Below are 25,710 nucleotides of genomic sequence, written 5' to 3'. Positions count from 1 at the left end.
GCTCACAGGCTCAGCTCCGGGTGAAGCCGGTCCAGGGTCCACACCTGCTTGCGGCGCGCGGAGACCGCGGTGAGGGCCAGCGCCCCCGCCGTGAAGGCCAGCAGCACCGCACAGCCCTGCCAGACCGGTCCGAGACCGCCGCCCGTGATCAGCCGGCGCAGCCCGTCGACGACGTAACTCATCGGCAGATAGGGGTGGATCGCGTTGAAGAACCCGGGGCTGGTCTGGACGGGATACGTGCCCCCGGCCGAGGTCAGCTGGAGCATCAGCACCGCGAGCACGAGGATGCGCCCCGCGGCCCCGAACCGGGCGTTGAGCCACTGCACGATCGCTGCGAAGCAGCAGGTGACGAGTGCCAGGAAGCCGATCGTCCCGGCGGCCCTGGTCATCTGCAGCCCGAGTCCCCAGTGCAGTACGGACATCAGAGCGGCCACCTGGAGCAGACCGAGCGCGGCCACCGGCAGCCAGCCCGCGAAGGCGATCCGCCAGGCGGAGGCCCCGGCGGCGAGCGCCCGCCGGTTGAGCGGCTGGATGAGCATGTACGCGACCATCGCGCCGACCCAGAGGGAGAGCGGAATGAAGTAAGGGGCGAAGCCGGTGCCGTAGTTGGGCGCCGCGTGCAGCGACTTGGAGGCCAGCTGCACAGGGTCGGCCATGACTTCGGTACGCGCGTCACGGTCCTTCTTGTCGTAGTCGGGGATCTTGCCGACGCCGTCGTTGAGCCCCTGGGCGAGGCTCGTCGAACCGTCGCCGAGCCGGATCAGCCCGCTGTCCAGGTCGTTCGCGCCCTTCTTGAGGTTGCTCACGCCGGTGTCCAGGTCGGCGGAGCCCGTCCTGGCCGTGGCCAGGCCGGTGTGCAGTTCGTTCGCACCCTTGGCGACCTTGTGGGCGCCGGTGTTGAGCGCGTTGACCTTCTCCACGGCGGACTTCAGGTCCTCGTCGAGATGCGGCGCCGCCTCGGTCAGGCCGTCGGCCTGCTGCTGCAACGTGGTCAGTTGGGTGCGCAGCTTCTTCAGATCGCCGTTCTGGCTGGTGACCAGGGCGTTCACGTCGTCGGCGACCTTCGAGACATCGGCCGCCGCGGCCTTCGCGCGCTTCAGCGGCGGGCAGACGGAGGGGTCGGCGGGCGACTGCTCCGTGCAACTGGTGCGGTAGACCTCGTCGAGGTCGTCGGAGGCCGTGCGGGCGGTGGTGGCCGCGGTCGGCGCCGCCTCCACCAGCAGGCCGAGGTTGTCCCGTACGGTCTGCGCGGAATCGGCGACCAGCCGGGCGGTGTCGCCGATCGACTTGCCGTTGTCCTTGAGGAACGGGCGTACGTCGCCCGCCACCCCGTTGACCTTGTCGGCCAGCAGCTGGGTGCCGTCGGCGACCTGCCGGGAGCCGGTCTCCAGGTCGCCCGCGCCCTTGTTCAGCCTGACGATGCCCCCGGCCAGGTTGCTGCTGCCGTCCTTGGCGTTCTTCAGCCCGTCGGCGAGGTCCTGCGATCCCTTCTTCGCCTTGCCGATGCCGCCCTTGAGGTCGTCGGCCCCCTTGGCGGCCTTCGCCGTGGCGTCGTGGAGGTCGGAGAAGTTGATGAAGATCCGGTCGAGGAAGCCGCGCGAGGCGTTGGTCGACGCGGCGGTGCGCACCTCGGAGAACACCGACCGGGAGATCTGCCCGACGATGTAGTTGTTGGCGTCGTTGGTCCGCACCTGGAGCGCGCCGGTCTCGGGGGAGTCACCCGAACTCGACGCGATCCGCTTGCTGAAGTCCGACGGCATGGTGAGCGAGAGGTAGTACGTGCCGTTCTCGACGCCCCTGTGCGCCTCGGCGGAACTCACCTCGTGCCACTCGAAGGTCTTGGAATCGAGGAGCTTGCCGGTGATCTCGTCGCCGGCCGCGACGTGCTTCCCGTCCGCGGTGACGCCCTTGTCGTTGTTGACCAGCGCGACCGGGATCTTGTCGAGGCGGCCGTAGGGGTCCCAGAAGGAGCACAGGTACAGGGCGCCGTAGAGCAGCGGCAGCAGCAGGAGTGCGATCAGCGCGGCGACCGGCAGCTTCCCCCTGCCGAAACGCTTCAGCTCAAGCGCGGCCAGTCTGGGCGAACGCATCGGCCGGTCCTTCCTCGGTCGTGGTGTCCCCGGCCGGGGCGTCCTGCGTGTCCGCCGGCGCGGCCGTGGTGTCGGTACGTACGGTGATGGCGCCCTCGGGCGCCTGGCTGCACACCGCGAGCACGGTGGTCCCGTTGTCGGCGATGGACCGCAACAGCTCCCAGGCCTCCGCGCGTTCGGCGTCGGACAGCTTGAGGTCGGTGTCGTCCACCGCGAGCAGCCGGGGCCCGCCGATCAGCGCGAGGGCGATGGACAGCCGCAGCGCCTCCAGCCGCTCCAGATCCCGTACGGAGGTCCGCTCGGCCTTGGGCAGGGTGGCGGTGTCGAGTCCGGCGGCGGCCAGGGCCGCGTCGATCCGTCCCCGCGCGGCGGCGACGCGCTCGGAGCGCGGGCGCAGCAGAGCACGCAGCGAACCGTCGAAGCGGTGCTGCAGCAGGGCCCGCTCGCGCAGGTGCTCGGCGACGGTGAAGGCCGGGTCGAGCTCGTTGACCCCGGGCACCTGGCCCAGCGCGGCCAGGCGGCGCACGGCGGCCATCTTGCGGGGCAGGCGCAGCCCGCCGATCTCCGCGTGGCCCTCGGTGGGGCGCATCCGGCCGGTGAGAGCGAGCAGCAGGCAGGTGCGGCCGGAACCGGACGGGCCTTCGATCGCCACCAGTGAGCCGGGGCCGGCCGCGATGTCCACGCCCCGGAAGGCCCAGCCGCGCGGCCCCTTGAGCCCGAAATCCTCCGTGGTGACGGCTGCCCCGTGCGGGCTGTCCACAGGCTCTCCCTTCTTTTTGAACTGACCAGTCAGTTCAAAAAGGTAGCCCGAACTCGCTGTCGAAGCAAAAGGGCAGGTCAGAGGTTGGTTGAGGCCGATTGTCAGTGGTGCCCCTCACGATGGATACATACGGCTACGGAGCCGTTGCACGAGACAGGAGGTTTCGTCATGGCCCCATCGTCCGCAGCAGCGGCACCCCGGCGCCGCGTAGCCGGCCCTGCCCCCTCACTGACCGGCCCGGCACACGACGTCCATCCCGTTCCGCGCCGCACCGCGGCGCCGCCGGCCGCCCTCGACCTGCTCTCCCAGGCCCGCACCGGCCTCGACGAGGCCGCCGTTCTCGATGTGCCGAACGAGCGGTATGCCACCGCCCACCTCGCCGCGTTGCGCATCGCCGCGGCCGTGCTCGCCGCGCGGGGCCGTCCCGAGACCTCCAAGCGGCGCCGGGAGCGGATCCGCAGCGCCTGGGAGGTCCTCCCGGAAATAGCTCCGGAGCTGACCGAGTGGAGCGCACTGTTCGCCTCCGGGGCCCGCCGCAGGGCCCGAGCGGAAGCCGGCATACCGGGCGCGGCCAGCCGGCGGGACGCCGACGACCTGCTGCGGGACGTGGCGATGTTCCTGCGTCTGGTCGAGCGGTTGCTGGTCCTTCAGCCGGTGCTCCCGAAGGCCCGGAAGGAGCGGCCCGACGCGCGATGACGGTGACGGCGGTGCGAGGCAATAGGGTGGACAGCACCTGCACCACCTGCACTGTTCACGCTCCGCCGTCAGCGGCGGCATCGTGCCGAGGAGTCATCTGCCGTGTCGGACCAGTTGCGCCCCCGCGCTTCCCTCCGTACCGCCGTGGTCTGGGAGGTCCTGAAGGACGCCCTCGACCACCAGGTCAAGGCGACCGGCAGGGACGCCCTGGATGTTCTGGACACCGGCGGCGGCACCGGCAACTTCGCGGTGCCGGTCGCCCGCCTCGGCCACCGGGTCACCGTCGTCGACCCCAGCCCCAACGCGCTCTTCGCCCTGGAGCGCCGTGCCGCCGAGGCCGGGGTCGCCGACCGGGTCCGCGGCGTCCAGGGCGACATCCACGGCCTGTTCGACGTGGTGGAACGCGGTGGCTACGACGCGGTGCTGTGCCACGGAGTCCTGGAGTACGTGGACGACCCCGCCGAAGGCGTGCGCAACGCGGTCGAGGCGCTGCGGCCGTCCGGTGCGCTCAGCCTGCTCGCCGCCGGGCTCGGCGGCGCCGTCCTGGCACGGGCACTCGCCGGGCACTTCACCGAGGCCAGGCGGGCGCTCAGCGACCCGGCGGGCCGCTGGGGCGACGGGGACCCGGTGCCCCGGCGCTACACCGCGGAGCAGCTCACCGAGCTGGTCTCCGCGGCGGATGTCGAGGTCGGCGCGGTCCACGGCGTGCGGGTCTTCGCCGACCTCGTCCCGGGCGTCCTGGTGGACACCGAACCCGGTGCCATGGAGGCGCTGCTCAAGCTGGAGGCGGCCGCCGCCGAACTGCCCGCCTTCCACTCGGTCGCGACGCAGTTGCACGTCCTGGGCACGAAGCGCGCCTGAGCGCGAGGCAGCCGACCGGTGGCAGCTCGGCCGTAGCGTGGCTGATCAGGGACGCAACCGCAGATGGAGTACGTCTCAGGACCCCCGATCGGGGGCTTCGCCACGTATGATCGGGGGACACCATCCGGCATGACGGATCGGAGGTTGGGGAATCAACGCCTCAGCAGCTGAGCCGTCGTGGCGGCCCGGACTGGCTGATTGGCAAAGAGGGCGGGTTTCACGGGGGCGATTCCCTGCCTATCCTGGAAGGGCCGCATACCGGTCGCCCCCCCGCGGCCGACGACGAGGAGGACTCCGTGCCGCTCTCGGAGCACGAGCAGCGAATGCTCGAGCAAATGGAGCGAGCGCTGTACGCCGAAGATCCCAAGTTCGCGACAGCGCTCGAGGGAAGCGGACTGCGTACGTACACCCGGCGACGGGTTTACCAGGCGGTCGCAGGCTTTCTGGTGGGTATCGCGCTCCTCATGGCCGGAATGGTCGCCCAGCAGATCTGGATCAGCGTGGTGGGGTTCCTCGTCATGCTCGGCTGTGCGGTTCTTGCGGTCACCGGTTGGCGCAAAGCCCCCAAGCCCGGCGAGCAGCAGGCAGCCGCAGGCAGCGGCGGACGCCGTCAGCCCAGGCAACGCCGGACCGTCATGAATCGGATCGAGCAGCGGTGGCAGCGTCGCCGTGACGAACAGGGGCAGTAGGATCTCGGACACTCTTGGGTGAGGGGCGGTCGCGTCTTCGCGACCGCCCCTCACATGTGTCCGCCGCGGCCCGGTCAGTCTTCGGCCTCCGCCCGGAGCCGAGCCGGCCCGGCGATCGACGGCGCCCCCTCGTCCGGCCGGGCCGAGAAAGCTCCGAGCCGCCCGACCGCTCGGGGACGCGGGGCCAGGACTTCTCGTTCGGATCAGGCCGGATCGGCGAGCGGGACGACGAAGGGATCCGGACGGGTCCGGGGGCACCCGCTCAGGTGGCCGTACGGCGACTGAGGCCAGGGACGCGGACCGCAGTCCACGCCCCTGTCACCCCTGCTGGCGGGACGGCCGTCGCAGCCAACCCGTCCACGGGCCACGGCGCAACCGCGCCGCCCCCTTGCCGGTGAACGCCGCCCACCGTTCCGATGCTCCCCAGATCACCCGAATGGCCGAGCGCGGTACCGCGACTGCGCGGATCCGGGCGAGCCGGCCGGCCGATGCCCGCAGACCGGCCCGTACCGCTTCCACATCCGCCGCGAGCCCGGTGCCCGACCGGGGCTCCCGGGCGTAGAGCACCTGCTCCACCGCCCCGGCCACCCGGTGCGCTGCGGCGGCCTCATCCGGTTCGAGCCGGCCCAGGCGCACCACCCGGGCCGCCGCTTTACGGGGCGTCCGGGAGTCGTCCGGCTCGATGCCGTGGTCCCACGCCGTATCGATGATCTCCTGCCAGGCCGCCAGCGTTCTGGCCGTCGCGTCCGCCCGCGTCCGTCCGGCGGAGAAGCCCAGCCGACGCCTGCGCACCCGAAGCCGCCAGAGCAGCGGCAGCAAGGGCAGCACCACGACCACCACGGCGACCAGGGACAGACCGAGAACGGTGCCCAGAGGCGTTCCGGAATCAGTCGGCGTCGCCACCCCCGGCCCCGTCGGTCCGCCGCACTCGCCCTGCTTGCGCAGCTGGGCCGGGCAACTGTCCGAGACGGACGGGGCGGCCGTCGGGGCGGCCGAGGCGCCCCTTTCCGGCAGAACCGGGTCCGCGGCGCCACCGGCCGGGGCGTCCGGCCGGGTGTAGGACGGGACGGAGCCCCGCGTCGGGGTCGGCTCGAAACGGGTCCATCCGACGCCCTCGAAATACAGCTCCGGCCAGGCATGCGCATCGCGCAGTCCGACCGAGACCGAGCCGTCCGGCTGCCCGGTGCCGGGAGTGAAGCCCACCGCGACCCGGGCCGGAATGCCCAGCGTCCGCGCCATCGCGGCCATCGTGAACGAGAAATGGACGCAAAAGCCCCGCTTCTCCTTGAGGAACCGTCCGATCGCCGCGCTCCCGGTGCCCGAGGTCACCGAGGTGTCGTAGCTGAAACCGCCCTCCGAGGCGAAGTAGTCCTGCAGCTTCACCGCCCGCTCGTAGTCGTTGCCGGCCCCCTTCGTCACCTTGTCCGCGGTTTCCCCGACCACCTTCGGCAGGGAGTCGGGAACGCGGGTGTACTCGCGTCGCAGCGCGACCGGCGGGGCGCCCGCCGCGGCGAGCTGATCGGCGGTCGGCTGGACCACCAGACTGGAGACCCGGTACTGCGCGCCACGGGTCGTCTCCCCGCCGTCACCGACGAGCGTCCGCCCCCGGGGCTCGTACCGCCAGCGTCCGCCGATCCGGACCTCGGACGCGGGGTAGGGGAGCGGCAGATAGGTCTGCTGGTAGGAGCGGGACGCGGAGATGGTCGAGTTGGTCTCCGTGACCAGGACGTCCGGGCCCAGGCCCTCCGGGGTCGGCAGCCGCTTGGGCACGTCCTCCAGACGGCGCGTGGAGGGCCGCCACTCGTTCCCGTTGAACTGGTCCAGGGCCAGGATCCGCAGATAGAAGCCCTGCGGGTCACCGGAGTCGGTGCGGTAGGACATCACCTGCCGGTTCTCCGGCTGGTTCAGATTGTTCTGCAGCGAGACCAGGGGATTCACCGCGGAGATGGTGCCTCCGCCTCCGCCCTTGCCGTTCCCGCCGCCCGTACCGGTCAGCAGCCCGCCGTCCAGCGCGGGCAGCGCCGCCGGCACGACCAGCGAGACCCCCAGCGCCAGCGCACCGATGCGGCGGCCGGTGCGGACCGGGGCCGTGGGGCGGCTGCCGGAGATCGCCGCACCGACCGCCGAACCCCTCGGGGATCCGGACGCGCCGCTGAAGACCCGTCCCCACTGGGAGAGCCGGTCCCGGCCCTCGGCCAGCAGAAGCAGTAGATAGCCACCGGCCGCGAGCAGGAACCAGAGCCAGTCCGCTCCTCCCTCGGACAGTCCCGCCGCGACCGAGTACAGCGCGAGGAGCGGCAGACCCGCCGGGGCGGCGCTGCGGAACGTCACCGCGAGGGTGTCCACGACCAGACCGACCAGCAGCACACCGCCGATCATCATCAGCCGGATGCCGTCCGTCACGGGCGCCGGAGCGGCGTACCTTCCGACGTCCTCGGCGCCCGACGTCAGCAGATCCGCGAGCCGCTGGACGACCTCCGGACCCGGCAGGACACCGACCAACGCCTGCCCCCTGGCGAAGACCACCGTGAGCAGAACCAGGGTGACCAGTGTCTGCGCCGCGACGACCAGCATCCGGGGCATGGGCACCCGGCGGGCGAGCACCCCCGCCCCGCTCTGGACCGCCAGCAGGAGCGCGGCCTGAAGAATCCACCCGGCCGGCTCGACCAGCGGCAGCATCGAGCCCGCCGCCATCAGCGTCGCCGCGAAGGCGCACAGCGCCAGCCGACCACGACCGTTCATGACCATCCCCCGGAGAAACCTGTCGTGCCACCTGTGCCGCCGCCGACGGCGGTTGACTGCGCGGTTACGCCCGGGTGCCCCGCCGCCTGCTGCCAGTACCGGGCGAGACCGGCCCCGGGCGCCACCGCCACCGCCGTCCAGCCGGATTCGCGCAGCAGCCGCAGCCGCCGCTCGACGTCCGCGTCCGACCCCGTGGGCGGGGCGCCGCCCTGCGTCCAGGCCACGCTGTCCAGTACGAACGCGACGGCGCCACCGCTGCGCTGCCGCATCCGGGCCGCCACCGCCGCCTGCTCCTCGTCCAGATCACCGAAGAACGCGATCAGCAGCCCTTCGTCGCCGCCGCGCAGCACGTCGTACGCGCGCGACAGACCGCCCCCGTCGGAATGGTCGACCACCGCCAGGGTGTCCATCATCAGGCCCGAGGAGTCGGCGGACTCCTGCGTCGATCCGGCGAAGCCCCCCGTGCTCTCGCCCGGAACGGCGTTCCCGTCGTCGGTCAGCAGCCGCACCGCGAAGCCGCGCTCCAGCATGTGCAGCAGCGCGGACGCCGCCCCGGAGACCGCCCACTCGAAGGCGGAGTCGGGCCCCGTCCCCTGATAGGCGATCCGCCGGGTGTCCAGCAGCACCGTGCACCTGGCCCGCTGCGGCTGCTCCTCGCGGCGCACCATCAGCTCGCCGTAGCGCGCGGTGGAACGCCAGTGGACCCGGCGCAGATCGTCGCCGTGCCGGTAGCCGCGCGGAATCACGTCGTCATCACCGGCCAGCGCCAGCGAACGCTGCCGCCCGTCGCCGTATCCCGAGGCTTCGCCCGCCAGCCGTACCGGCGGCAGCGGCTCGGTCCGCGGAATGACGACGAGGGTGTCGTACGCGCTGAAAGAACGGGTCAGCTCGCACATCCCGAACGGATCGTTCAGCCGCAGCTGCAACGGGCCCAGCGGGTAGCGCCCGCGCAGATCCGACCGCACCCGGTAGGACACCTCGCGACGGCCGCCCGCCTCGACCCGGTCCAGCACGAACCGGGGACGCGGCCCGAGCACGTAGGGCACCCGGTCCTGCAGCATCAGCAGCCCGGTAGGCAGCCGCGACACGTTCTCCATCCGCAGGTGGACCCGCGCCTCCGTGCCCGCGGGCACCCGCGACGGCGAGAGCCGCCGGGTACCCGCCACCCGGTAGCGGGTGCGGACGAGCACCACCACACAGACCAGCGGCAGCGCGGCGAGCAACAGCCCGACCCGCAGCAGATCCGCCTGGCCCAGCACGTAGGCGCAGATCGCCGCGGCGACTCCCGCCGCGAGGAAGGACCGCCCGCGCGTGGTCAGCCCGCTCAGCGCGGCCCGCAGACCGCCCCTGTCGTCGCCGTCGTCCATGGCGGCCGGCCCCCCGGCCGCCATCAGGCCCGCCGTACGCCGGGCTGCTGCCGGCCATGGACCGGACGGTCCGGCCGGTGCTGGGGCTGCACCCGCGCGACGCCGCCACCGGCGGTCGGTACCGGTGTCTGCTGGAGGATCTCCAGCACGACCTGCTCGGCGGTACGGCGGTTCAGCTGGGCCTGCGCCGTCGGCAGCAGCCGGTGCGCGAGGACCGCGACCGACAGGGCCTGCACATCGTCCGGCAGGCAGTAGTCCCGGCCGCTCAGCGCCGCGGAGGCCTTCGCCGCGCGCAGCAGGTGCAGGGTGGCTCGCGGCGAGGCGCCGAGCCTGAGATCGGGATGGCCGCGGGTGGCTCCGACGAGCTCCACCGCGTACCGCCGCACGGCGTCGGCCACATGGACCGTCCGTACCGCGTCGATGAGCTTCACCACGTCATGGGCGTGCGCCACCGGCTGCAGATCGTCGAGCGGCGAGAGCCCGCCGTGCACGTCGAGCATCTGCAGCTCGGCCTCCGGACTCGGATAGCCGATCGACACCCGCGCCATGAACCGGTCGCGCTGGGCCTCGGGCAGCGGATACGTGCCCTCCATCTCGACCGGGTTCTGGGTGGCCACCACCATGAACGGGTCGGGCAGCTCGTACGTGTGCCCGTCGATGGTGACCTGGCGCTCCTCCATCGACTCCAGCAGCGCCGACTGGGTCTTCGGCGAGGCCCGGTTGATCTCGTCGCCGATCACGATCTGGGCGAAGATCGCGCCCGGCTTGAACTCGAAGTCGCGCCGCTGCTGGTCGAAGATGGACACACCGGTGATGTCCGAAGGCAGCAGGTCCGGTGTGAACTGAATGCGTCGCACCGAGCAGTCGATGGACCGCGCCAGCGCCTTGGCCAGCATCGTCTTGCCGACGCCGGGGACATCCTCGATGAGGAGATGTCCCTCCGCCAGCAGCACGGTCAGCGAAAGCCGTACGACCTCGGGCTTGCCCTCGATCACACTCTCCACCGACCTGCGCACCCGCTCCGCGGTCGTGGTCAGATCTGTGAGGCTCGCTCGATCGTCATAGGTCGTCACCCGGCCCTCCTCGGCCCTGCCCCACGCTCACCAGGAGCAGGGGATACCCCAATTCACGGGCCGGCGCGCGTGCGGCGGCCCGGCCCACCCCGAAACATGGACACCCCTCCGGAAACGTCCGGCGAGATGTCACATGCGCATTCTTGTTGCCGTTACCGCTTCGTGTCACTCGCCTGTGGACAAGTGGGGGCGGTATGTCGGCTTCGGGTGGGGATATCGGCTCCGACGGGCACCGTCCCGGGCCGCCCGGACCGGCACCGACCGGGCGGTCAGGAGGTGGGAAGGATCTCGCGCAGCAGGCCGCTGGTCACATCGAAGACGAAGCCGCGGACGTCGTCGGTGTGCAGCAGGAACGGCGAGGTGCGCACCCGCTGCATCGACTGCCGCACGTCCTGGTCGGCGTCCTTGTACGCCTCGACCGCCCAGACCGGACGCTGGCCGACCTCCCGCTCCAGCTCCTGGCGGAACTCCTCGGTGATCGACTCCAGGCCGCAGTTCGTGTGGTGGATCAGTATGACGCTGCGGGTGCCCAGGGCCCGCTGGCTGATGGTCAGCGAACGGATGACGTCATCGGTGACCACGCCGCCCGCGTTGCGGATGGTGTGGCAGTCGCCGAGCGACAGACCGAGGGCGCCGTGCAGGTCGAGCCGGGCGTCCATGCAGGCGACCACGGCGACGCGCAGCACCGGCTTGGCGTCCATGCCCGGGTCCTCGAACGCGGAGGCGTACCGGGTGTTCGCTTCGACGAGGCGGTCGGTGACCGTTCCTCCGGAACGGGCCCGGTCGGCAGCGGGTGCGGAAGGCTCGGCGGGGGAGTGTGCGGAAGTCGGCATGGCTATGACGTTAGCTCTCACCAGCGGCCCCGTCGTGCTGCGGAAAGGGACAAAGAACGTCGACGAGGCTTGTTGTGAGGTAGCCCACAAGCTTCGCCGTCGTTGGTTCGACCGGGTGAACAGGGGCCGGAGCGACGCGCTGCCGGGCTGATTGATCGGGAATCGATCGAATGGCAGGGTGGACTAAAGTGACGGGAAGTTACCGACACCCTGCACATTCCGTAGATTTCCCCCGTGTGCGCGGCGTACGTACGGTCCGGCCCTCTCCCGCTCGCCGGTCGACCGACGCCCCTTCCCCGGCGCCGGCCGACCTCCCCTTCTGAGCGGGTGGGGACCAGGCCGTACGTGGAGCCACACGGGACCTGAGCCTGAGAGGGCACATGAGCCAGACCCGACACGTCCCGGTGATGCTCCAGCGGTGCCTGGACCTGCTGGCCCCGGCTCTGGAGGTGCCGGGCCCGCAGCAGCCCGTGGTCGTCGACTGCACCCTGGGACTCGGCGGACACAGCGAGGCACTGCTCTCGGCCTTCCCCTCCGCGCGGCTGATCGCGCTGGACCGGGACAAGGAGGCGCTGCGGCTCTCCGGCGAGCGGCTCGCCCCGTACGGCGACCGGGCCACCCTGGTGCACGCGGTCTACGACGAACTGCCGGAGGTGCTCGCCAGGCTCGGCATCCCGAAGGTCCAGGGAGTCCTGTTCGACCTCGGCGTCTCCTCCATGCAGCTGGACGAGGCCGACCGCGGCTTCGCGTACTCGCAGGACGCCCCGCTGGACATGCGCATGGACCAGACGACGGGCATCGGCGCAGCCGAGGTGCTCAACACCTATCCGGCGGGTGAACTGGTACGGATCCTGCGCGCGTACGGCGAGGAGAAGCAGGCCAAGCGGATCGTCTCCGCGATCGTGCGCGAGCGCGAGAAGGAGCCGTTCAGCAACAGCGCCCGGCTCGTCGAGCTGATCCGTGACTCGCTGCCCCAGGCGGCCAAGCGCACCGGCGGCAACCCCGCCAAGCGCACCTTCCAGGCGCTGCGCATCGAGGTCAACGGCGAGCTCACCGTGCTGGAGCGAGCCATTCCGGCCGCCGTGCAGAGCCTCGCGGTCGGCGGTCGCATCGCCGTTCTCTCCTACCACTCGCTGGAGGACCGGCTGGTCAAACAGGTCTTCGCGGCGGGTGCCGCCACCACGGCGCCGCCCGGACTGCCGGTCGTGCCCGAGCGCTACCAGCCCCGGCTGAAGCTGCTGACCCGTGGCGCGGAGCTGCCCACGGAGGAGGAGGTCGCCGAGAACCGGCGCGCCGCCCCCGCCCGGCTGCGAGGCGCCCAGCGGATCCGCGAGGAGGAACGATGAGTGCCCGGCGACCGGGGACCCGGACACCGGCGACGCCGGGGGCGGCACGGTGAGCAGACCGGCCGCGCAGTTGAGAGGGCGGGCGGCGAGGATCGCCCGGCTGATGCCGTCCGGGCCCAGCAACGCGGCCCGTACCCCCTTCGTCCTGCTGGTCGTGCTGCTTCTCGGCGGTGGGCTCATCACGCTCCTGGTGCTCAACTCGGCCCTCAACGAAGGATCGTTCAGGCTGAGCGAGCTGAAGAAGAAGACCACTCAGCTCACCGACGAGCAGCAGGCCCTCCAGAACGACGTCGACAACTACTCCGAGCCGGACGCCCTGGAGCGCCGCGCCCGCCGGCTGGGCATGGTGCCCGGCGGCAGCCCCGCCTTCCTCGACCCGGACGGCAAGGTCCGTGGCGTACCCGCCGAGACGAGTGCCCGGCCGACCCCCACAGCGCCGCCGCGGAAGCCCCGTACGCCCCCCGCGAGCGCGCCGTCCCCCGGCTCGCCCTCCCCCCCGGCACCGGCCACCCCCTCCGGTACCGCCGTGGCGCCCGGCCCCTCCGCGGCCCCGCCCGCCTCGGCAGACCAGCCCTCGACGAGCCCAGGCAGGTGACGCAGTGCCTCCCAAGGAACCACCGCGCCGCCGGGTCCCCGGGCCCGCGCGCCCCCGCGGCGCCGCCGGCGGCCAGGGACGCCCCCGGCCGGCCGGCCGCCGCCCGTCGTCCCCGGCCCCCCGCGCCCGGAAGCCCCGCAGCCGCCCCGTGTCCTCGCTGCGTCTCGGCAGCCCGCGCCCCCGGCTCCGCCTGGTCAGCCTTGCCCTGACGCTCGTCATGCTGACGTTCGTCGTCCGGCTCCTCCAGGTCCAGGCCGTCGACGCCAACGCGTACGCGGCCAAGGCCAAGGTGAACCGCTACCTCAGCTACACGATCTCCGCCGAGCGCGGTCAGATCACCGACCGCAGCGGTATCGCGCTGGCCACCAGCGTCGACGCGTACGACATCACCGCCGACCCGTCGATGTTCACGCCCGAGTTCAGCAAGGCCCCCGACGCGCCCCAGCAGGCGGCGGCCCTCCTCGCCCCGATCCTCGGCGTCGATGCCGCCGAGCTGACCGCGAAGCTGTCCAAGAAGGGCCGCTACACCGTCCTGGCCCGCCGCCGGACCCCGCAGGTCTGGAACCAGATCAAGGACCTCAAGTCCGTCTTCGCCGAGAAGGCCACGAAGGACAAGGCGGCCGGCGGCCCCGGAGCCAATGTGCTGGCCGGGATCTTCCAGGAGTCGACCACCAAGCGGGTCTACCCCAACGGCGGGCTCGCCGCCGGGATACTGGGTTACGTCAACGCCGAGGGCAAGGGTGCGGGCGGCCTCGAATCGCAGCTGGACAAGGAGCTCGCGGGCGAGGACGGCAAGATCAAGTACGCCCAGTCCGGCGGTCGGCGGGTGCCCACAGCGGGCACCCAGGAGGTCCCGGCCGTCGCCGGGTCCGACATCGAGCTGACCATCGACCGCGACATCCAGTGGGCCGCCCAGCAGGCCATCACCGACCAGGTGAAGAAGTCCAAGGCGGACCGCGGCTACGTGGTCGTGCAGAACACCAGGACCGGCGAGGTCCTCGCCATGGCCAACGCGCCGGGCTTCGACCCCAACGACCTCTCGCAGGCCGACGCGGCCTCGCTGGGCAACGCGGCGCTCCAGGACGTGTACGAGCCCGGCTCCACCAGCAAGGTCATGTCCATGGCCGCCGTGCTGGAGGAGGGGGTCGCGACCCCCGGCACCCATGTCACCGTCCCCAACCGGCTGCACCGCGGCGACCGGCTCTTCAAGGACGACATCGACCACTCCACCTGGTACCTGACGCTCAACGGCGTACTCGCCAAGTCCAGCAACATCGGCACCATCCTGGCCACCGGAGAACTCGGCAGGAGCCAGGCCGAGGCCAACCAGGTCCTCTACTCCTACCTGCGCAAATTCGGGATCGGCTCGCCGACCGGTCTCGACTACCCGGGCGAGACCCCCGGCATCCTCGCCAAGCCCAAGGACTGGTCGACCTCGCAGCAGTACACGATCCCGTTCGGCCAGGGACTCTCCCTCAACGCCATGCAGGCCGCCTCCATCTATTCGACGATCGCCAACGACGGGGTCCGTATCGCGCCCACGCTGGTACGCGGCACCAAGGGCCCCGACGGCCACTTCAAGTCCGCCCCCGCTCCCGAACGGACCCGGGTGGTCAGCGAGAAGACCGCCAGGACGCTCGCCGCCATGCTGGAATCGGTGGTCGGTGACGAGGAAGGCACCGGAGCGAAGGCCAAGATCCCCGGCTACCGCGTGGCGGGCAAGACCGGTACGGCCAACCGGGTCGACCCGGTCCGCGGCGGCTACCACGGCTACACCGCGTCCTTCGCGGGCTTCGCACCCGCGGACAACCCCCAGATCACGGTCTACTGCGCGATCCAGAACCCGACCAAGGGAAGCTACTTCGGCGGTCAGATCTGTGGACCGATCTACAAACAGGTCATGGAGTTCGCTCTGAAGACCCTCCAGACCCCACCGTCCGGCAGCGAGTCAGCACGGCTGCCGGTGTCCTTCAAGCCCGGCGAGTGAACACGGGGAAACCAGCCAGTGACAACCATCACCCCCGATCCCGGGAACCGGAACGGGAACCACCAGAACCCCGGCCCCTCACTTCGCGAGAGGCCGGGTGGGCCCGGTACGCTCACCGCCGTGCCCCACGCTGATCAGTTCCAAACCACCCAGAAGGACGCCCCTGTGAACTACCCGGGAGCGCCCCGCCCGGATCGGCTCAGGCCGACACCCCTCGGCGAGCTGGCGGCCCGGCTGGGAGTCGAACCGCCGGGATCCGGCGAGGTCACCGGCATCACCCACGACTCGCGGGCGGTCCGCCCCGGTGATGTGTACGCGGCCCTGCCGGGCGCCCGGTTCCACGGCGCCGACTTCGCAGCCCAGGCGGCCGGCCTCGGCGCGGCGGCGGTTCTCACCGACCCGGCCGGCGCCGAGCGCGCCGCCGCCACCGGACTGCCGGTGCTGGTCACCGAGGACCCGCGCGGCCGGATGGGCGAACTCGCCGCCGAGATCTACGGACGGCCCGGTGCCGACCTCCTCCAGATCGGCATCACCGGAACCTCCGGAAAGACCACCACCGCGTACCTCGTCGAGGGTGGCTTCCGCGGCGCCGGGCGCGCCACCGGGCTGCTCGGCACCGTGGAGACGCGGATCGGCGACGAGCGCATCAAGTCCGAGCGCACCACCCCCGAAGCCACCGATCTGCAGGCCCTGTTCGCCGTCATGCGCGAACGCGGGGTCGACTCGGTGACGATGGAGGTCTCCAGCCACGCCCTGGTGCTCGGCCGGGTCGACGGCTGCGTCTTCGACGTTGCGGTCTTCAACAACCTCAGCCCGGAGCACATGGAGTTCCACTCCGGGATGGAGGACTACTTCCAGGCCAAGGCGCAGCTCTTCACCCCGCGGCGCAGCCGGCGGGGCGTCGTCAACTTCGACGACGAGTACGGCCGCAGGCTGATCACCGAGGCGTCCGTCCCGGTCGTCACCTTCTCCGCCGAGGGCCACCCGGACGCCGACTGGCGCACCGAGGACGTCGAAGTGGGGCCGCTGGGCTCCACCTTCACCGTCGTCGGTCCCGAGGGCGAGCGGATCGCGGCCAGGGCGCCGCTGCCCGGCCCGTTCAACGTCGCCAACACCCTCGCCGCGATCGTCACGCTCGCCGTCGCGGGCCTGGACCCCCAGACCGCGGCCGACGGCGTCGCCGCCGTGCCGGGCGTCCCCGGCCGGCTGGAACGCGTCGACGCCGGACAGCCGTACCTCGCGGTCGTCGACTACGCGCACAAGACCGACGCCGTCCAGTCCGTCCTGCGTTCCCTGCGCAAGGTCACCAAGGGCAGGCTGCACATCGTCCTCGGCTGCGGCGGCGACCGCGACGTCACCAAACGCGGCCCGATGGGCGCCGCGGCGGCCCGCCTCGCCGACACCGCCGTACTGACTTCCGACAACCCCCGTTCCGAGGACCCTCTCGGAATCCTCGCCGCGATGCTCGCGGGCGCCGCCGAGGTGCCCGTGCACGAGCGCGGCGACGTCCTGGTCGACGCCGACCGGGCCGCCGCCATCGCCGCCGCAGTCGCCCGCGCCGAGCCCGGTGACACGGTGCTGATCGCCGGCAAGGGCCACGAGCAGGGCCAGGACATCCACGGCGTGGTCCGCCCCTTCGACGACCGCGTGGTCCTGCGCGCGGCCATCGAGCGTTCCCTGGGGCACAGCGGCACCGAGAGCGCCGCCCACCGCGCCCACACCCACGAGAACAACAGTCAGGGATGACCAAGTGATCGCCCTTTCCCTCGCCGAGATCGCCGAAATCGTCGGCGGGCAGTCGCACGACATACCCGATCCGGCAGCAACCGTCAGCGGGCCCGTCGTCATCGACTCCCGAGAGGTGAAGCAAGGCAGCCTGTTCGTCGCCTTCGTCGGCGAGCGGGTCGACGGCCACGACTACGCGCAGCGCGCCGTCGAGGCGGGCGCGGCAGCCGTGCTGGCCGCCCGCCCCGTCGGTGTTCCGGCGATCGTCGTCGACGACGTCGTGGCCGCACTCGGCGCGCTCGCCCGCGCCGTCGTGGGCCGCCTCGGCACCACCGTCGTCGCCCTCACCGGTTCCGCGGGCAAGACGTCCACGAAGGACCTCATCGCCCAGCTCCTCGAACGCAAGGGGCCCACCGTCTACCCGGCGGGCAACCTCAACAACGAGATCGGCCTGCCGCTCACCGCGCTGCGCGCCACGGAGGAAACCCGCCACCTCGTCCTCGAAATGGGCGCACGCTACATCGGCGACATCCGCTATCTCACCGGTCTCGTCCCGCCTCGTGTAGGCCTCGTCCTCAACGTCGGCACCGCCCACATCGGCGAGTTCGGCGGCCGGGAGCAGATCGCCCAGGCCAAGGGCGAGATGGTCGAGTCGTTGCCCGAGGACGGCCGCGCCGTGCTCAACGCCGACGATCCGCTCGTGCGTGCCATGTCCCCCCGTACGAAAGCCCCGGTGCTGCTCTTCGGCGAAGCCGCGGATGCGGACGTACGGGGCGAGAATGTCCGTCTCACCGACGACGGCCGCCCCACTTTCAAGCTCCACACACCCACCGGGTGCAGCGACGTGACCATGCGCCTGTACGGTGAGCACCACGTGTCGAACGCGCTCGCCGCGGCCGCCGTCGCCCATGAGTTGGGCCTGTCCGCAGACGAGATCGCCGAAGGGCTCTCCGAGGCGGGCACCCTCTCCCGCTGGCGCATGGAGGTCACCGAGCGTCCGGACGGCGTGACGTTCGTCAATGACGCCTACAACGCGAACCCCGAATCCATGAGAGCAGCGCTGCGCGCGCTGGTCGCCATGGGGAAGGGCCGGCGTACGTGGGCGGTGCTCGGCCCCATGGCCGAGCTCGGCGACGCCTCGCTCGCCGAGCACGACGCGGTCGGACGGCTCGCCGTCCGGCTCAACGTCAGCAAGCTCGTCGCGGTCGGGGGCAGAGAGGCCTCCTGGCTGCAACTGGGCGCATACAACGAGGGTTCGTGGGGTGAGGAGTCGGTGCACGTGTCCGACGCACAGGCTGCCGTCGACCTGCTGCGCAGTGAACTGCGCCCGGGAGACGTCGTGCTGGTGAAGGCGTCCCGGTCGGTCGGCCTGGAGCAGGTCGTCATGACGCTGCTGGAGAACACGTCCGAGGGCGAGGTCGCCGGCCGATGAGGCAGATCCTCTTCGCGGGGGCCATCGGGCTCTTCCTGACCCTGGTCGGAACTCCGCTGCTGATCAAGCTGCTGGCCCGCAAGGGATACGGGCAGTTCATCCGGGACGACGGCCCGCGCACCCACGGGTCGAAGAAGGGCACGCCCACCATGGGCGGCATCGCCTTCATCCTGGCGACGATCATCGCGTATCTCGCGGCGAAGCTGATCACCGGAGAGGAGATGCGCTTCTCCGGCGTGCTGGTGCTCTTCCTGATGACCGGCATGGGTCTCGTCGGCTTCCTCGACGACTACATCAAGATCGTCAAGCAGCGTTCGCTGGGTCTGCGGGCCAAGGCGAAGATGGCGGGCCAGCTGATCGTCGGTATCGCCTTCGCGGTGCTCTCGCTGCAGTTCGCCGACTCCCGCGGCAACACCCCGGCCTCCACCAAGCTGTCGTTCGTCGCGGACTTCGGCTGGTCGATCGGCCCGGTGCTGTTCGTCGTCTGGGCCCTGTTCATGATCCTCGCCATGTCCAACGGCGTGAACCTGACGGACGGTCTGGACGGCCTGGCCACCGGTGCGTCGGTGATGGTCTTCGGCGCGTACACCTTCATCGGGCTGTGGCAGTTCCAGGAGTCCTGCGCCAACGCGACGACCCTGACCAATCCCAACGCCTGTTTCCAGGTACGCGACCCACTGGACCTCGCGGTCGTCGCCTCGGCGCTGATGGGCGCCTGCTTCGGCTTCCTGTGGTGGAACACCTCACCCGCCAAGATCTTCATGGGAGACACCGGTTCGCTCGCCCTCGGCGGCGCCCTCGCCGGTCTGGCGATCTGCTCCCGTACCGAGTTCCTGATGGCCATCCTCGGCGGCCTCTTCGTGATGATCACCATGTCCGTGGTCATCCAGGTCGGTTCCTTCAAGATGACCGGTAAGCGGGTCTTCCGGATGGCGCCGCTCCAGCACCACTTCGAACTCAAGGGGTGGTCCGAAGTCCTTGTCGTGGTCCGCTTCTGGATCATCCAGGGCATGTGCGTGATCGTCGGACTCGGTCTCTTCTACGCGGGATGGGCAGCCGAGAAGTGAGCAACCAGGACTGGCAGGGCAAGCACGTCACCGTCGCGGGACTCGGGGTGTCCGGAATCCCGGCGGCCAAGGTGCTGCACGGCCTCGGGGCCGTCGTCACGGTGGTCAACGACGGGGACGACGAACGGTCCCGTGCGCAGGCCGCGGAGCTGGAGGCGCAGGGCATCACCGTGCGCCTCGGCGACGGGGCGACCCTGCCCGAGTCCACCGAGCTCATCGTCACCACCCCCGGCTGGAAGCCCGACAAGCCGCTCTTCGCCGCAGCCGCCGAGGCGGGTGTCCCGGTCTGGGGCGACGTCGAACTCGCCTGGCGGCTGCGCGGCCTGGACGGGAGGGAACCGGCACCCTGGCTCGCGGTCACCGGCACCAACGGCAAGACCACGACCGTACGGATGCTCGCCTCGATCCTGGAGGCGGCCGGGCTGCGCACCGCCGCCGTCGGCAACATCGGCGTCTCCCTCCTGGACGCCGTCCTCGGCGACGAGAAGTACGACGTACTCGCCGTCGAGCTGTCCAGCTTCCAGTTGCACTGGGCGCCCTCGCTGCGCGCCCACTCGGCGGCGGTCCTCAACCTGGCGCCCGACCATCTCGACTGGCACGGCTCCATGGAGGCGTACGTCGCGGACAAGGGCCGGATCTACGAGGGCAACCGCATCGCCTGCGTCTACAACGCGGCCGAGAAGGCGACCGAGGACCTGGTCCGCGGGGCCGATGTCGAGGAGGGCTGCCGCGCCATCGGCTTCACGACGGCCACACCGGGCCCGTCCCAACTGGGCGTCGTCGACGGCATCCTCGTCGACCGCGCCTTCGTGGCCAACCGGCAGAAGCAGGCCCAGGAGCTCGCCGAGGTCGCCGACGTCAACCCGCCGGCCCCGCACAACATCGCCAACGCCCTGGCGGCCGCGGCCCTGGCCCGCGCCTTCGGTGTCGAGCCCGCGGCCGTACGGGACGGACTGCGGGCCTTCCGCCCCGACCCGCACCGCATCGAGCACGTCGCGGACGTCGCCGGGGTCGCGTACATCGACGACTCCAAGGCCACCAACACCCACGCCGCCGTGGCCTCCCTCGCCGCCTACGACCCGATCGTCTGGATCGCCGGCGGCCTCGCCAAGGGTGCCGCCTTCGACGAACTGGTGACGGGGGCGGCCGGGCGGCTGCGGGGCGTCGTGCTGATCGGCCGCGACCGGGCGCTGATCCGCGAAGCCCTCGCGCGACACGCCCCCGAGGTCCCGGTGGTCGACCTCGACCGGACCGACACTGGGGCGATGTCCGAGGCGGTCCGCGAGGCGGCACGGCTCGCCCGGCCGGGGGACACCGTACTGATGGCCCCGGCCTGCGCCTCGATGGACATGTTCGTCAATTACAACAAGCGGGGCGAGGCGTTCGCGGACGCGGTCCGCGCACTCGCCGCCGAGAGCGCCTGACGGGCCCGGCCTCTGCGCCGTACTGTCCCGGACAACCGGGTGCGGGCGGCCGCGCCACGGGCCCCGGCCCTCGGCGGCGGCCCCGGGCACGAGCAGTGGAGGGGACAGCGACAATGCCGGCCGAAGAGAGCTCCGCCGTGCCCCGTGAGGACCGCTCACGGGGCACGGCGATCAGCCGGGCGCTCACCCCGCCCCTCCTCGCGGGCGCGGGCCCCGGCGCACCGCTCGGTCCCGCCCTGCGGGTCAGGTCGGTCACCGGCACCCGGCGCCCCTCGGCGGCGCGTCCCAAGGGGCGCTCCACCGGCAGCCCACGTGCTCCCCGCAGCGGGGGTGTGCGGCGGATGTACGAAGAGGCGCGCCGGGCCTGGGACCGCCCGCTGACCGCGTACTACCTGATCCTGGGCGCCGGCCTGCTGATCACCGTGCTCGGCCTGGTGATGGTCTACTCCGCCTCGATGATCAAGGCCCTGGAGCTACACAAGCCCGGCACCTACTTCTTCCGCAAACAGTTCCTCGCCGCGGTCATCGGTGCCGGACTGATGGCGCTCGCTGCCCGGATGCCCGTCAAACTGCACCGGGCGTTCGCCTATCCGCTGCTCGTGGGGACCGTCTTCCTGATGGCGCTGGTCCAAGTGCCGGGGATCGGAATGTCGATCAACGGCAACCAGAACTGGCTCTCTCTGGGCGGTCCCTTCCTGCTCCAGCCCAGCGAGTTCGGGAAGCTCGCCCTGGTCCTGTGGAGCGCGGACCTGCTCGCCCGCAAACAGGACAAACAGCTGCTGACGCAGTGGAAACACATGCTCGTGCCCCTTGTCCCGGTCGCCTTCGTACTCCTCGGGCTGATCATGCTCGGCGGCGACATGGGCACTGCGATCATTCTCACGGCGATCCTGTTCGGACTGCTCTGGATCGCCGGGGCCCCCACCCGGCTCTTCGCGGGGGTGCTCGGCTTCGCCGGGGTGATCGCGTTCGTGCTGATCAAGACGAGCCCGAACCGGATGTCCAGGCTCGCCTGCGTCGGCGCCAGTGATCCCGGGCCCGGGGACTCCTGCTGGCAGGCCGTGCACGGCATCTATGCTCTGGCGTCCGGCGGATGGTTCGGTTCCGGGATCGGTGCGAGTGTGGAAAAATGGGGTCAACTACCTGAACCGCACACGGACTTCATCTTCGCCATCACCGGGGAGGAACTGGGGTTGGCGGGGACGCTGTCGGTACTCGCCCTCTTCGCGGCTCTAGGCTATGCGGGTATCCGCGTGGCCGGACGCACGGAGGACCCCTTCGTGAGGTACGCCGCGGGAGGTGTGATCACCTGGATCATGGTGCAGACCGTGATCAATATTGGTGCGGTGCTCGGCCTGCTGCCGATCGCCGGTGTCCCGCTCCCGCTGTTCTCCTACGGAGGATCGGCCCTGCTGCCGACCATGTTCGCTGTCGGGCTGCTGATCGCGTTCGCGCGACAGGATCCCGCCGCGAAGGCGGCCCTGGCCATGCGGAGGCCCGGGGTGAGATGGAAGACGATGAGACGGCGCGTCAAGAAGCGTCCGTCCGGAGAGCGGTGAATTTCGGTGCATGTCGTACTCGCCGGTGGGGGGACCGCCGGCCACATCGAGCCCGCGCTTGCCCTCGCGGACGCCCTGCGCAGGCAGGACCCGACCGTGGGAATCACTGCCCTCGGCACGGAGCGCGGACTCGAGACCAAGCTCGTACCCGAGCGGGGGTACGAACTCGCCCTGATCCCGGCCGTGCCGCTGCCGCGCAAGCCCACCCCGGAACTGATCACCGTCCCGGGACGGCTGCGCGGCACCATCAAGGCGGCCGAGCAGGTCCTGGAACGCACCAGGGCGGACTGTGTCGTGGGCTTCGGCGGCTATGTCGCCCTGCCCGGCTACCTCGCCGCCAAGCGGGTCGGTGTGCCGATCGTCGTCCACGAGGCCAATGCCCGGCCGGGCCTGGCCAACAAGATCGGCTCCCGGTACGCCCACGGGGTCGCCGTCTCCACCCCCGACAGCAAGCTGCGCGGTGCCCGCTACATCGGCATCCCGCTGCGCCGGACCATCGCCACCCTGGACCGGGCCCGGGTCCGCCCCGAGGCGCGTGCCGCCTTCGGCCTCGACCCCAACCTGCCGACGCTGCTGGTCTCCGGCGGCTCGCAGGGCGCCCGCCATCTCAACGAGGTGGTCCAGCGGGTCGCCCCGCTGCTGCAGCGCTCCGGGATCCAGATCCTGCACGTGGTCGGTCCGAAGAACGAATTGCCGCGTGTCGACAACATGCCCGGGATGCCGCCCTACATCCCGGTACCGTACGTGGACCGGATGGATCTCGCGTACGCGGCGGCCGACATGATGCTCTGCCGCGCGGGCGCGATGACCGTCGCCGAACTCTCCGCCGTCGGGCTCCCCGCCGCCTACGTCCCGCTGCCCATCGGCAACGGTGAACAGCGGCTCAACGCCCAGCCGGTGGTCAACGCCGGCGGCGGTCTGCTGGTGGACGACGCGGCGCTCACCCCCGAGTGGGTGCAGGGCAACGTCCTTCCGGTGCTCGCGGATCCGCACCGGCTGTACGAGATGTCCCGCGCCGCCGCCGAGTTCGGCCGCCGGGACGCCGACGACCTGCTCGTCGGCATGGTGTACGAGGCGATTGCCGCACGCCGAGGCGCGTGAGGCGGTGGCCGGGTCCGGGGGCGGCGCTCCCCGGACCCGGCATAAGGAGCGAGCGTGGCCGGACCGACGACCGCCCAGCGCGGTGCAGCACAGCGGGAGGACTCCCCGGCCCGCCCGTCGCGCCCGCGCCCGCAGGGGCGCAGAACGCCCAGCCGCGGACAGTTGATCGTGATCGGCGTGCTGGTGCTGCTGCTCGGCTCCGGCGCCGCCTGGGCGCTCTACGGCTCCGCCTGGCTCCGTGCCGAACAGGTCGGGATCAGCGGGGTCGACGTGCTGACTCCGGCCGAGGTGGAGGCCGCTGCGGCGGTGCCGATCGGCGCTCCGCTGATCTCCGTGGACACCGATGCCATCGCTGACCGGTTGCGCCAGAAATTGCCCCGTATCGACTCGGTGGATGTCGCGCGGTCATGGCCGCACGGAATCCGACTTCAGGTGGCCGAACGGCAGCCGGTCCTGTTGATGAAAAAGGGCGCAAAGTTCATTGAAGTGGACGCGAAAGGCGTGCGCTTCGCAAAAGTGGACAAAACGCCCGGCCATGTACCTTTGCTGGAATTGACGCCTGATCGCTCCGCGAGTCTGCGCCGCTTCGACAGCGACCGGTTGGTGCGGGAGGCTGTCCGGGTCGCGGGCGGCCTTCCGGACGGCATCGCCAGGGACACCGAGGTCGTACGGGTCACCTCGTACGACTCGATCTCCCTGGAGCTCACCCGGGGGCGGACGGTGGTCTGGGGCAGCGGGGAGGACGGGTCGGTGAAGGCGAGAGTCCTCACCGCTCTCATGAAAGCCGCTCCCAAAGCGGGACACTTCGACGTGAGTGCACCCACCGCCCCTGCCGTGTCGGGTAGTTGACGCATATTCGGCCTGGCCAGCACCCTGGTTGGTCAGCGCTACGGGTGATCACATAGGGTGAAAAGAAAAACGGGAGGTTCGGCGTGTTCGTTGAACGGGCGCCACTTGTCGACTTAGTGTCCTGTTCGGAAGAGTCCATGAAGCAGACACACTGGTAACCCTAAACTTCAACGTTAGGGTTTGGGTCGGCGTTCCGGACCGTCCCAATCGGCATCCGTCGTCGCGGCGGGACTACCGCGAAGCGACGACACGTAACTCGAGGCGAGAGGCCTTCGACGTGGCAGCACCGCAGAACTACCTCGCAGTCATCAAGGTCATCGGTGTCGGCGGCGGTGGTGTCAATGCCATCAACCGAATGATCGAGGTCGGTCTCAAGGGCGTCGAGTTCATCGCGATCAACACTGATGCGCAAGCCCTGTTGATGAGCGATGCCGACGTCAAGCTCGACGTCGGCCGCGAACTCACCCGCGGCCTCGGCGCCGGGGCCAACCCGGCCGTCGGTCGCAAGGCGGCAGAGGACCACCGTGAGGAGATCGAGGAGGTCCTCAAGGGGGCCGACATGGTCTTCGTCACCGCCGGAGAGGGCGGCGGCACCGGCACCGGCGGCGCACCCGTCGTCGCCAACATCGCGCGCTCGCTCGGCGCCCTGACGATCGGCGTGGTCACCCGCCCGTTCACCTTCGAGGGCCGGCGACGCGCGAACCAGGCGGAGGACGGCATCGCCGAGCTCCGCGAAGAGGTCGACACCCTCATCGTCATTCCCAACGACCGGCTGCTGTCCATCTCGGACCGCCAGGTCAGCGTGCTCGACGCGTTCAAGTCGGCCGACCAGGTGCTGCTCTCGGGTGTCCAGGGCATCACCGACCTCATTACGACGCCGGGCCTGATCAACCTCGACTTCGCCGACGTCAAGTCGGTCATGTCCGAGGCCGGTTCGGCACTCATGGGCATCGGCTCGGCCCGCGGCGACGACCGCGCGGTGGCCGCCGCGGAGATGGCGATCTCCTCGCCGCTCCTGGAGGCGTCCATCGACGGCGCCCGCGGTGTCCTGCTCTCCATCTCCGGCGGCAGCGACCTCGGTCTCTTCGAGATCAACGAGGCCGCCCAGCTGGTGAGCGAGGCGGCGCACCCCGAGGCGAACATCATCTTCGGTGCGGTCATCGACGACGCGCTGGGCGACGAGGTCCGCGTCACCGTGATCGCGGCGGGCTTCGACGGCGGACAGCCGCCGGCCCGGCGCGAGAACGTCCTGGGCGCGAACTCCGCCAAGCGTGAAGAGCCGGCTGCGCCGGTCCGGACCGCCGAGCCCGTGCGCCAGACCGGCGGACTGGGCTCCGTGCCCCCGCGCGAGGAGTCCTCGATCCAGGCCGAGCCCGTACCGGCGGCCGGCGAGAGTCACCTGCCCCCGGTCACTCCGCCGCACATCCCGCCGGCCCGTCCCTACCAGGACTCCGCGGCCGAAGAACTGGATGTTCCGGACTTCTTGAAGTGATAAGTCCGCATCACGCAGGTTC

At 71.1% G+C, this 25,710-nt stretch carries 20 protein-coding genes; 14 read left to right on the top strand and 6 right to left on the bottom strand.

Translation table 11 applies throughout. The features are described 5' to 3' along the window. Nucleotides 1-2: 2 nt before the first annotated feature. Together ACZ68L_RS29185 and ACZ68L_RS29180 are read right to left on the bottom strand one after the other, a co-directional pair. On the bottom strand, nucleotides 3-2,090 hold the full coding sequence (locus ACZ68L_RS29185) for a YhgE/Pip family protein (protein WP_469582408.1): 2,088 nt from the start codon (nucleotides 2,088-2,090) through the stop codon (nucleotides 3-5). Next, a complete protein-coding gene (locus tag ACZ68L_RS29180) occupies nucleotides 2,062-2,850 on the bottom strand; it encodes an ATP-binding cassette domain-containing protein (protein WP_469582406.1) in 789 nt (262 codons plus the stop codon). Before ACZ68L_RS29180 ends, ACZ68L_RS29185 begins: the two co-directional genes overlap by 29 nt. Before the next feature lie 168 nt (nucleotides 2,851-3,018). Here ACZ68L_RS29180 and ACZ68L_RS29175 point away from each other — a divergent pair, with 168 nt between their 5' ends. The 3 genes from ACZ68L_RS29175 to ACZ68L_RS29165 all read left to right on the top strand — a co-directional run bounded on the left by ACZ68L_RS29175 (nucleotide 3,019) and on the right by ACZ68L_RS29165 (nucleotide 5,096). Beyond that, complete coding sequence (locus ACZ68L_RS29175) at nucleotides 3,019-3,546, top strand: SAV_6107 family HEPN domain-containing protein (protein ID WP_469582403.1); 528 nt, start codon at nucleotides 3,019-3,021, stop codon at nucleotides 3,544-3,546. A gap of 102 nt (nucleotides 3,547-3,648) precedes the next feature. Next, nucleotides 3,649-4,407 (top strand): methyltransferase, encoded by a 759-nt coding sequence (locus ACZ68L_RS29170; RefSeq protein WP_351078139.1) that lies wholly within the window; start codon nucleotides 3,649-3,651, stop codon nucleotides 4,405-4,407. A 296-nt stretch (nucleotides 4,408-4,703) separates the two neighbouring features. Continuing rightward, a complete protein-coding gene (locus ACZ68L_RS29165; RefSeq protein ID WP_469582399.1) occupies nucleotides 4,704-5,096 on the top strand; it encodes a DUF3040 domain-containing protein in 393 nt (130 codons plus the stop codon). A gap of 318 nt (nucleotides 5,097-5,414) precedes the next feature. Here ACZ68L_RS29165 and ACZ68L_RS29160 read toward each other — a convergent pair whose 3' ends face one another. The 4 genes from ACZ68L_RS29160 to ACZ68L_RS29145 all read right to left on the bottom strand — a co-directional run bounded on the left by ACZ68L_RS29160 (nucleotide 5,415) and on the right by ACZ68L_RS29145 (nucleotide 11,111). Further along, nucleotides 5,415-7,838 (bottom strand): transglutaminase TgpA family protein, encoded by a 2,424-nt coding sequence (locus ACZ68L_RS29160; protein ID WP_469582396.1) that lies wholly within the window; start codon nucleotides 7,836-7,838, stop codon nucleotides 5,415-5,417. Next, complete coding sequence (locus ACZ68L_RS29155; RefSeq protein ID WP_469582394.1) at nucleotides 7,835-9,229, bottom strand: DUF58 domain-containing protein; 1,395 nt, start codon at nucleotides 9,227-9,229, stop codon at nucleotides 7,835-7,837. The genes ACZ68L_RS29160 and ACZ68L_RS29155 overlap by 4 nt, the downstream gene beginning before the upstream one ends. Next, nucleotides 9,229-10,278 carry an AAA family ATPase gene (locus ACZ68L_RS29150; RefSeq protein ID WP_469582391.1) on the bottom strand — a complete coding sequence of 350 codons (1,050 nt, stop codon included), beginning with the start codon at nucleotides 10,276-10,278 and terminating at the stop codon, nucleotides 9,229-9,231. Before ACZ68L_RS29150 ends, ACZ68L_RS29155 begins: the two co-directional genes overlap by 1 nt. A gap of 269 nt (nucleotides 10,279-10,547) precedes the next feature. Continuing rightward, nucleotides 10,548-11,111, bottom strand: a complete 564-nt coding sequence (locus ACZ68L_RS29145; protein WP_469582388.1) for a beta-class carbonic anhydrase — start codon at nucleotides 11,109-11,111, stop codon at nucleotides 10,548-10,550. A gap of 380 nt (nucleotides 11,112-11,491) precedes the next feature. Between ACZ68L_RS29145 and rsmH the strand changes: the two genes are divergently transcribed. From rsmH to ftsZ, 11 genes are all read left to right on the top strand, one after another. After that, a complete protein-coding gene (gene rsmH / locus ACZ68L_RS29140; protein ID WP_469582386.1) occupies nucleotides 11,492-12,457 on the top strand; it encodes a 16S rRNA (cytosine(1402)-N(4))-methyltransferase RsmH in 966 nt (321 codons plus the stop codon). A 49-nt stretch (nucleotides 12,458-12,506) separates the two neighbouring features. Beyond that, nucleotides 12,507-13,052, top strand: a complete 546-nt coding sequence (ftsL, locus tag ACZ68L_RS29135; RefSeq protein WP_469582383.1) for a cell division protein FtsL — start codon at nucleotides 12,507-12,509, stop codon at nucleotides 13,050-13,052. 4 nt (nucleotides 13,053-13,056) lie between these two features. After that, nucleotides 13,057-15,039 (top strand): peptidoglycan D,D-transpeptidase FtsI family protein, encoded by a 1,983-nt coding sequence (locus ACZ68L_RS29130; RefSeq protein WP_469582380.1) that lies wholly within the window; start codon nucleotides 13,057-13,059, stop codon nucleotides 15,037-15,039. Nucleotides 15,040-15,057: 18 nt separating this feature from the next. Beyond that, the gene (locus ACZ68L_RS29125) at nucleotides 15,058-16,785 is read left to right on the top strand and encodes a UDP-N-acetylmuramoyl-L-alanyl-D-glutamate--2,6-diaminopimelate ligase (protein ID WP_469582378.1); all 1,728 of its coding nucleotides are present in this window, start codon (nucleotides 15,058-15,060) and stop codon (nucleotides 16,783-16,785) included. 4 nt (nucleotides 16,786-16,789) lie between these two features. After that, nucleotides 16,790-18,196 carry a UDP-N-acetylmuramoyl-tripeptide--D-alanyl-D-alanine ligase gene (locus ACZ68L_RS29120; RefSeq protein WP_469582375.1) on the top strand — a complete coding sequence of 469 codons (1,407 nt, stop codon included), beginning with the start codon at nucleotides 16,790-16,792 and terminating at the stop codon, nucleotides 18,194-18,196. Then, complete coding sequence (mraY, locus tag ACZ68L_RS29115; RefSeq protein ID WP_469582372.1) at nucleotides 18,193-19,263, top strand: phospho-N-acetylmuramoyl-pentapeptide-transferase; 1,071 nt, start codon at nucleotides 18,193-18,195, stop codon at nucleotides 19,261-19,263. The genes ACZ68L_RS29120 and mraY overlap by 4 nt, the downstream gene beginning before the upstream one ends. Continuing rightward, nucleotides 19,260-20,687, top strand: a complete 1,428-nt coding sequence (gene murD, locus ACZ68L_RS29110; protein ID WP_469582510.1) for a UDP-N-acetylmuramoyl-L-alanine--D-glutamate ligase — start codon at nucleotides 19,260-19,262, stop codon at nucleotides 20,685-20,687. Before mraY ends, murD begins: the two co-directional genes overlap by 4 nt. Nucleotides 20,688-20,800: 113 nt before the next feature. Beyond that, the gene (gene ftsW / locus ACZ68L_RS29105) at nucleotides 20,801-22,246 is read left to right on the top strand and encodes a putative lipid II flippase FtsW (RefSeq protein WP_469582370.1); all 1,446 of its coding nucleotides are present in this window, start codon (nucleotides 20,801-20,803) and stop codon (nucleotides 22,244-22,246) included. Between the two features lie 6 nt (nucleotides 22,247-22,252). Then, a complete protein-coding gene (murG, locus tag ACZ68L_RS29100) occupies nucleotides 22,253-23,347 on the top strand; it encodes an undecaprenyldiphospho-muramoylpentapeptide beta-N-acetylglucosaminyltransferase (RefSeq protein ID WP_469582366.1) in 1,095 nt (364 codons plus the stop codon). A gap of 54 nt (nucleotides 23,348-23,401) precedes the next feature. Then, nucleotides 23,402-24,196, top strand: a complete 795-nt coding sequence (locus ACZ68L_RS29095) for a cell division protein FtsQ/DivIB (protein ID WP_469582363.1) — start codon at nucleotides 23,402-23,404, stop codon at nucleotides 24,194-24,196. 277 nt (nucleotides 24,197-24,473) lie between these two features. Next, a complete protein-coding gene (gene ftsZ / locus ACZ68L_RS29090; protein WP_469582360.1) occupies nucleotides 24,474-25,688 on the top strand; it encodes a cell division protein FtsZ in 1,215 nt (404 codons plus the stop codon). Nucleotides 25,689-25,710 lie beyond the last annotated feature (22 nt).

This window comes from Streptomyces sp. NPDC104309, from assembly GCF_055584025.1.
Note: the sequence above shows the minus strand (reverse complement) of the source record. Positions and strands in the feature narration are given on the sequence as shown.

Coding starts and splice junctions, on each gene's coding strand:
- ACZ68L_RS29185 (WP_469582408.1), bottom strand. CDS start 2,090: ATGCGTTCGCCCAGACTGGCCGCGCTTGAGCTGAAGCGTTTCGGCAGG.
- ACZ68L_RS29175 (WP_469582403.1), top strand. CDS start 3,019: ATGGCCCCATCGTCCGCAGCAGCGGCACCCCGGCGCCGCGTAGCCGGC.
- ACZ68L_RS29160 (WP_469582396.1), bottom strand. CDS start 7,838: ATGAACGGTCGTGGTCGGCTGGCGCTGTGCGCCTTCGCGGCGACGCTG.
- ACZ68L_RS29155 (WP_469582394.1), bottom strand. CDS start 9,229: ATGGCGGCCGGGGGGCCGGCCGCCATGGACGACGGCGACGACAGGGGC.
- ACZ68L_RS29145 (WP_469582388.1), bottom strand. CDS start 11,111: ATGCCGACTTCCGCACACTCCCCCGCCGAGCCTTCCGCACCCGCTGCC.
- rsmH (WP_469582386.1), top strand. CDS start 11,492: ATGAGCCAGACCCGACACGTCCCGGTGATGCTCCAGCGGTGCCTGGAC.
- mraY (WP_469582372.1), top strand. CDS start 18,193: ATGAGGCAGATCCTCTTCGCGGGGGCCATCGGGCTCTTCCTGACCCTG.
- ftsW (WP_469582370.1), top strand. CDS start 20,801: ATGCCGGCCGAAGAGAGCTCCGCCGTGCCCCGTGAGGACCGCTCACGG.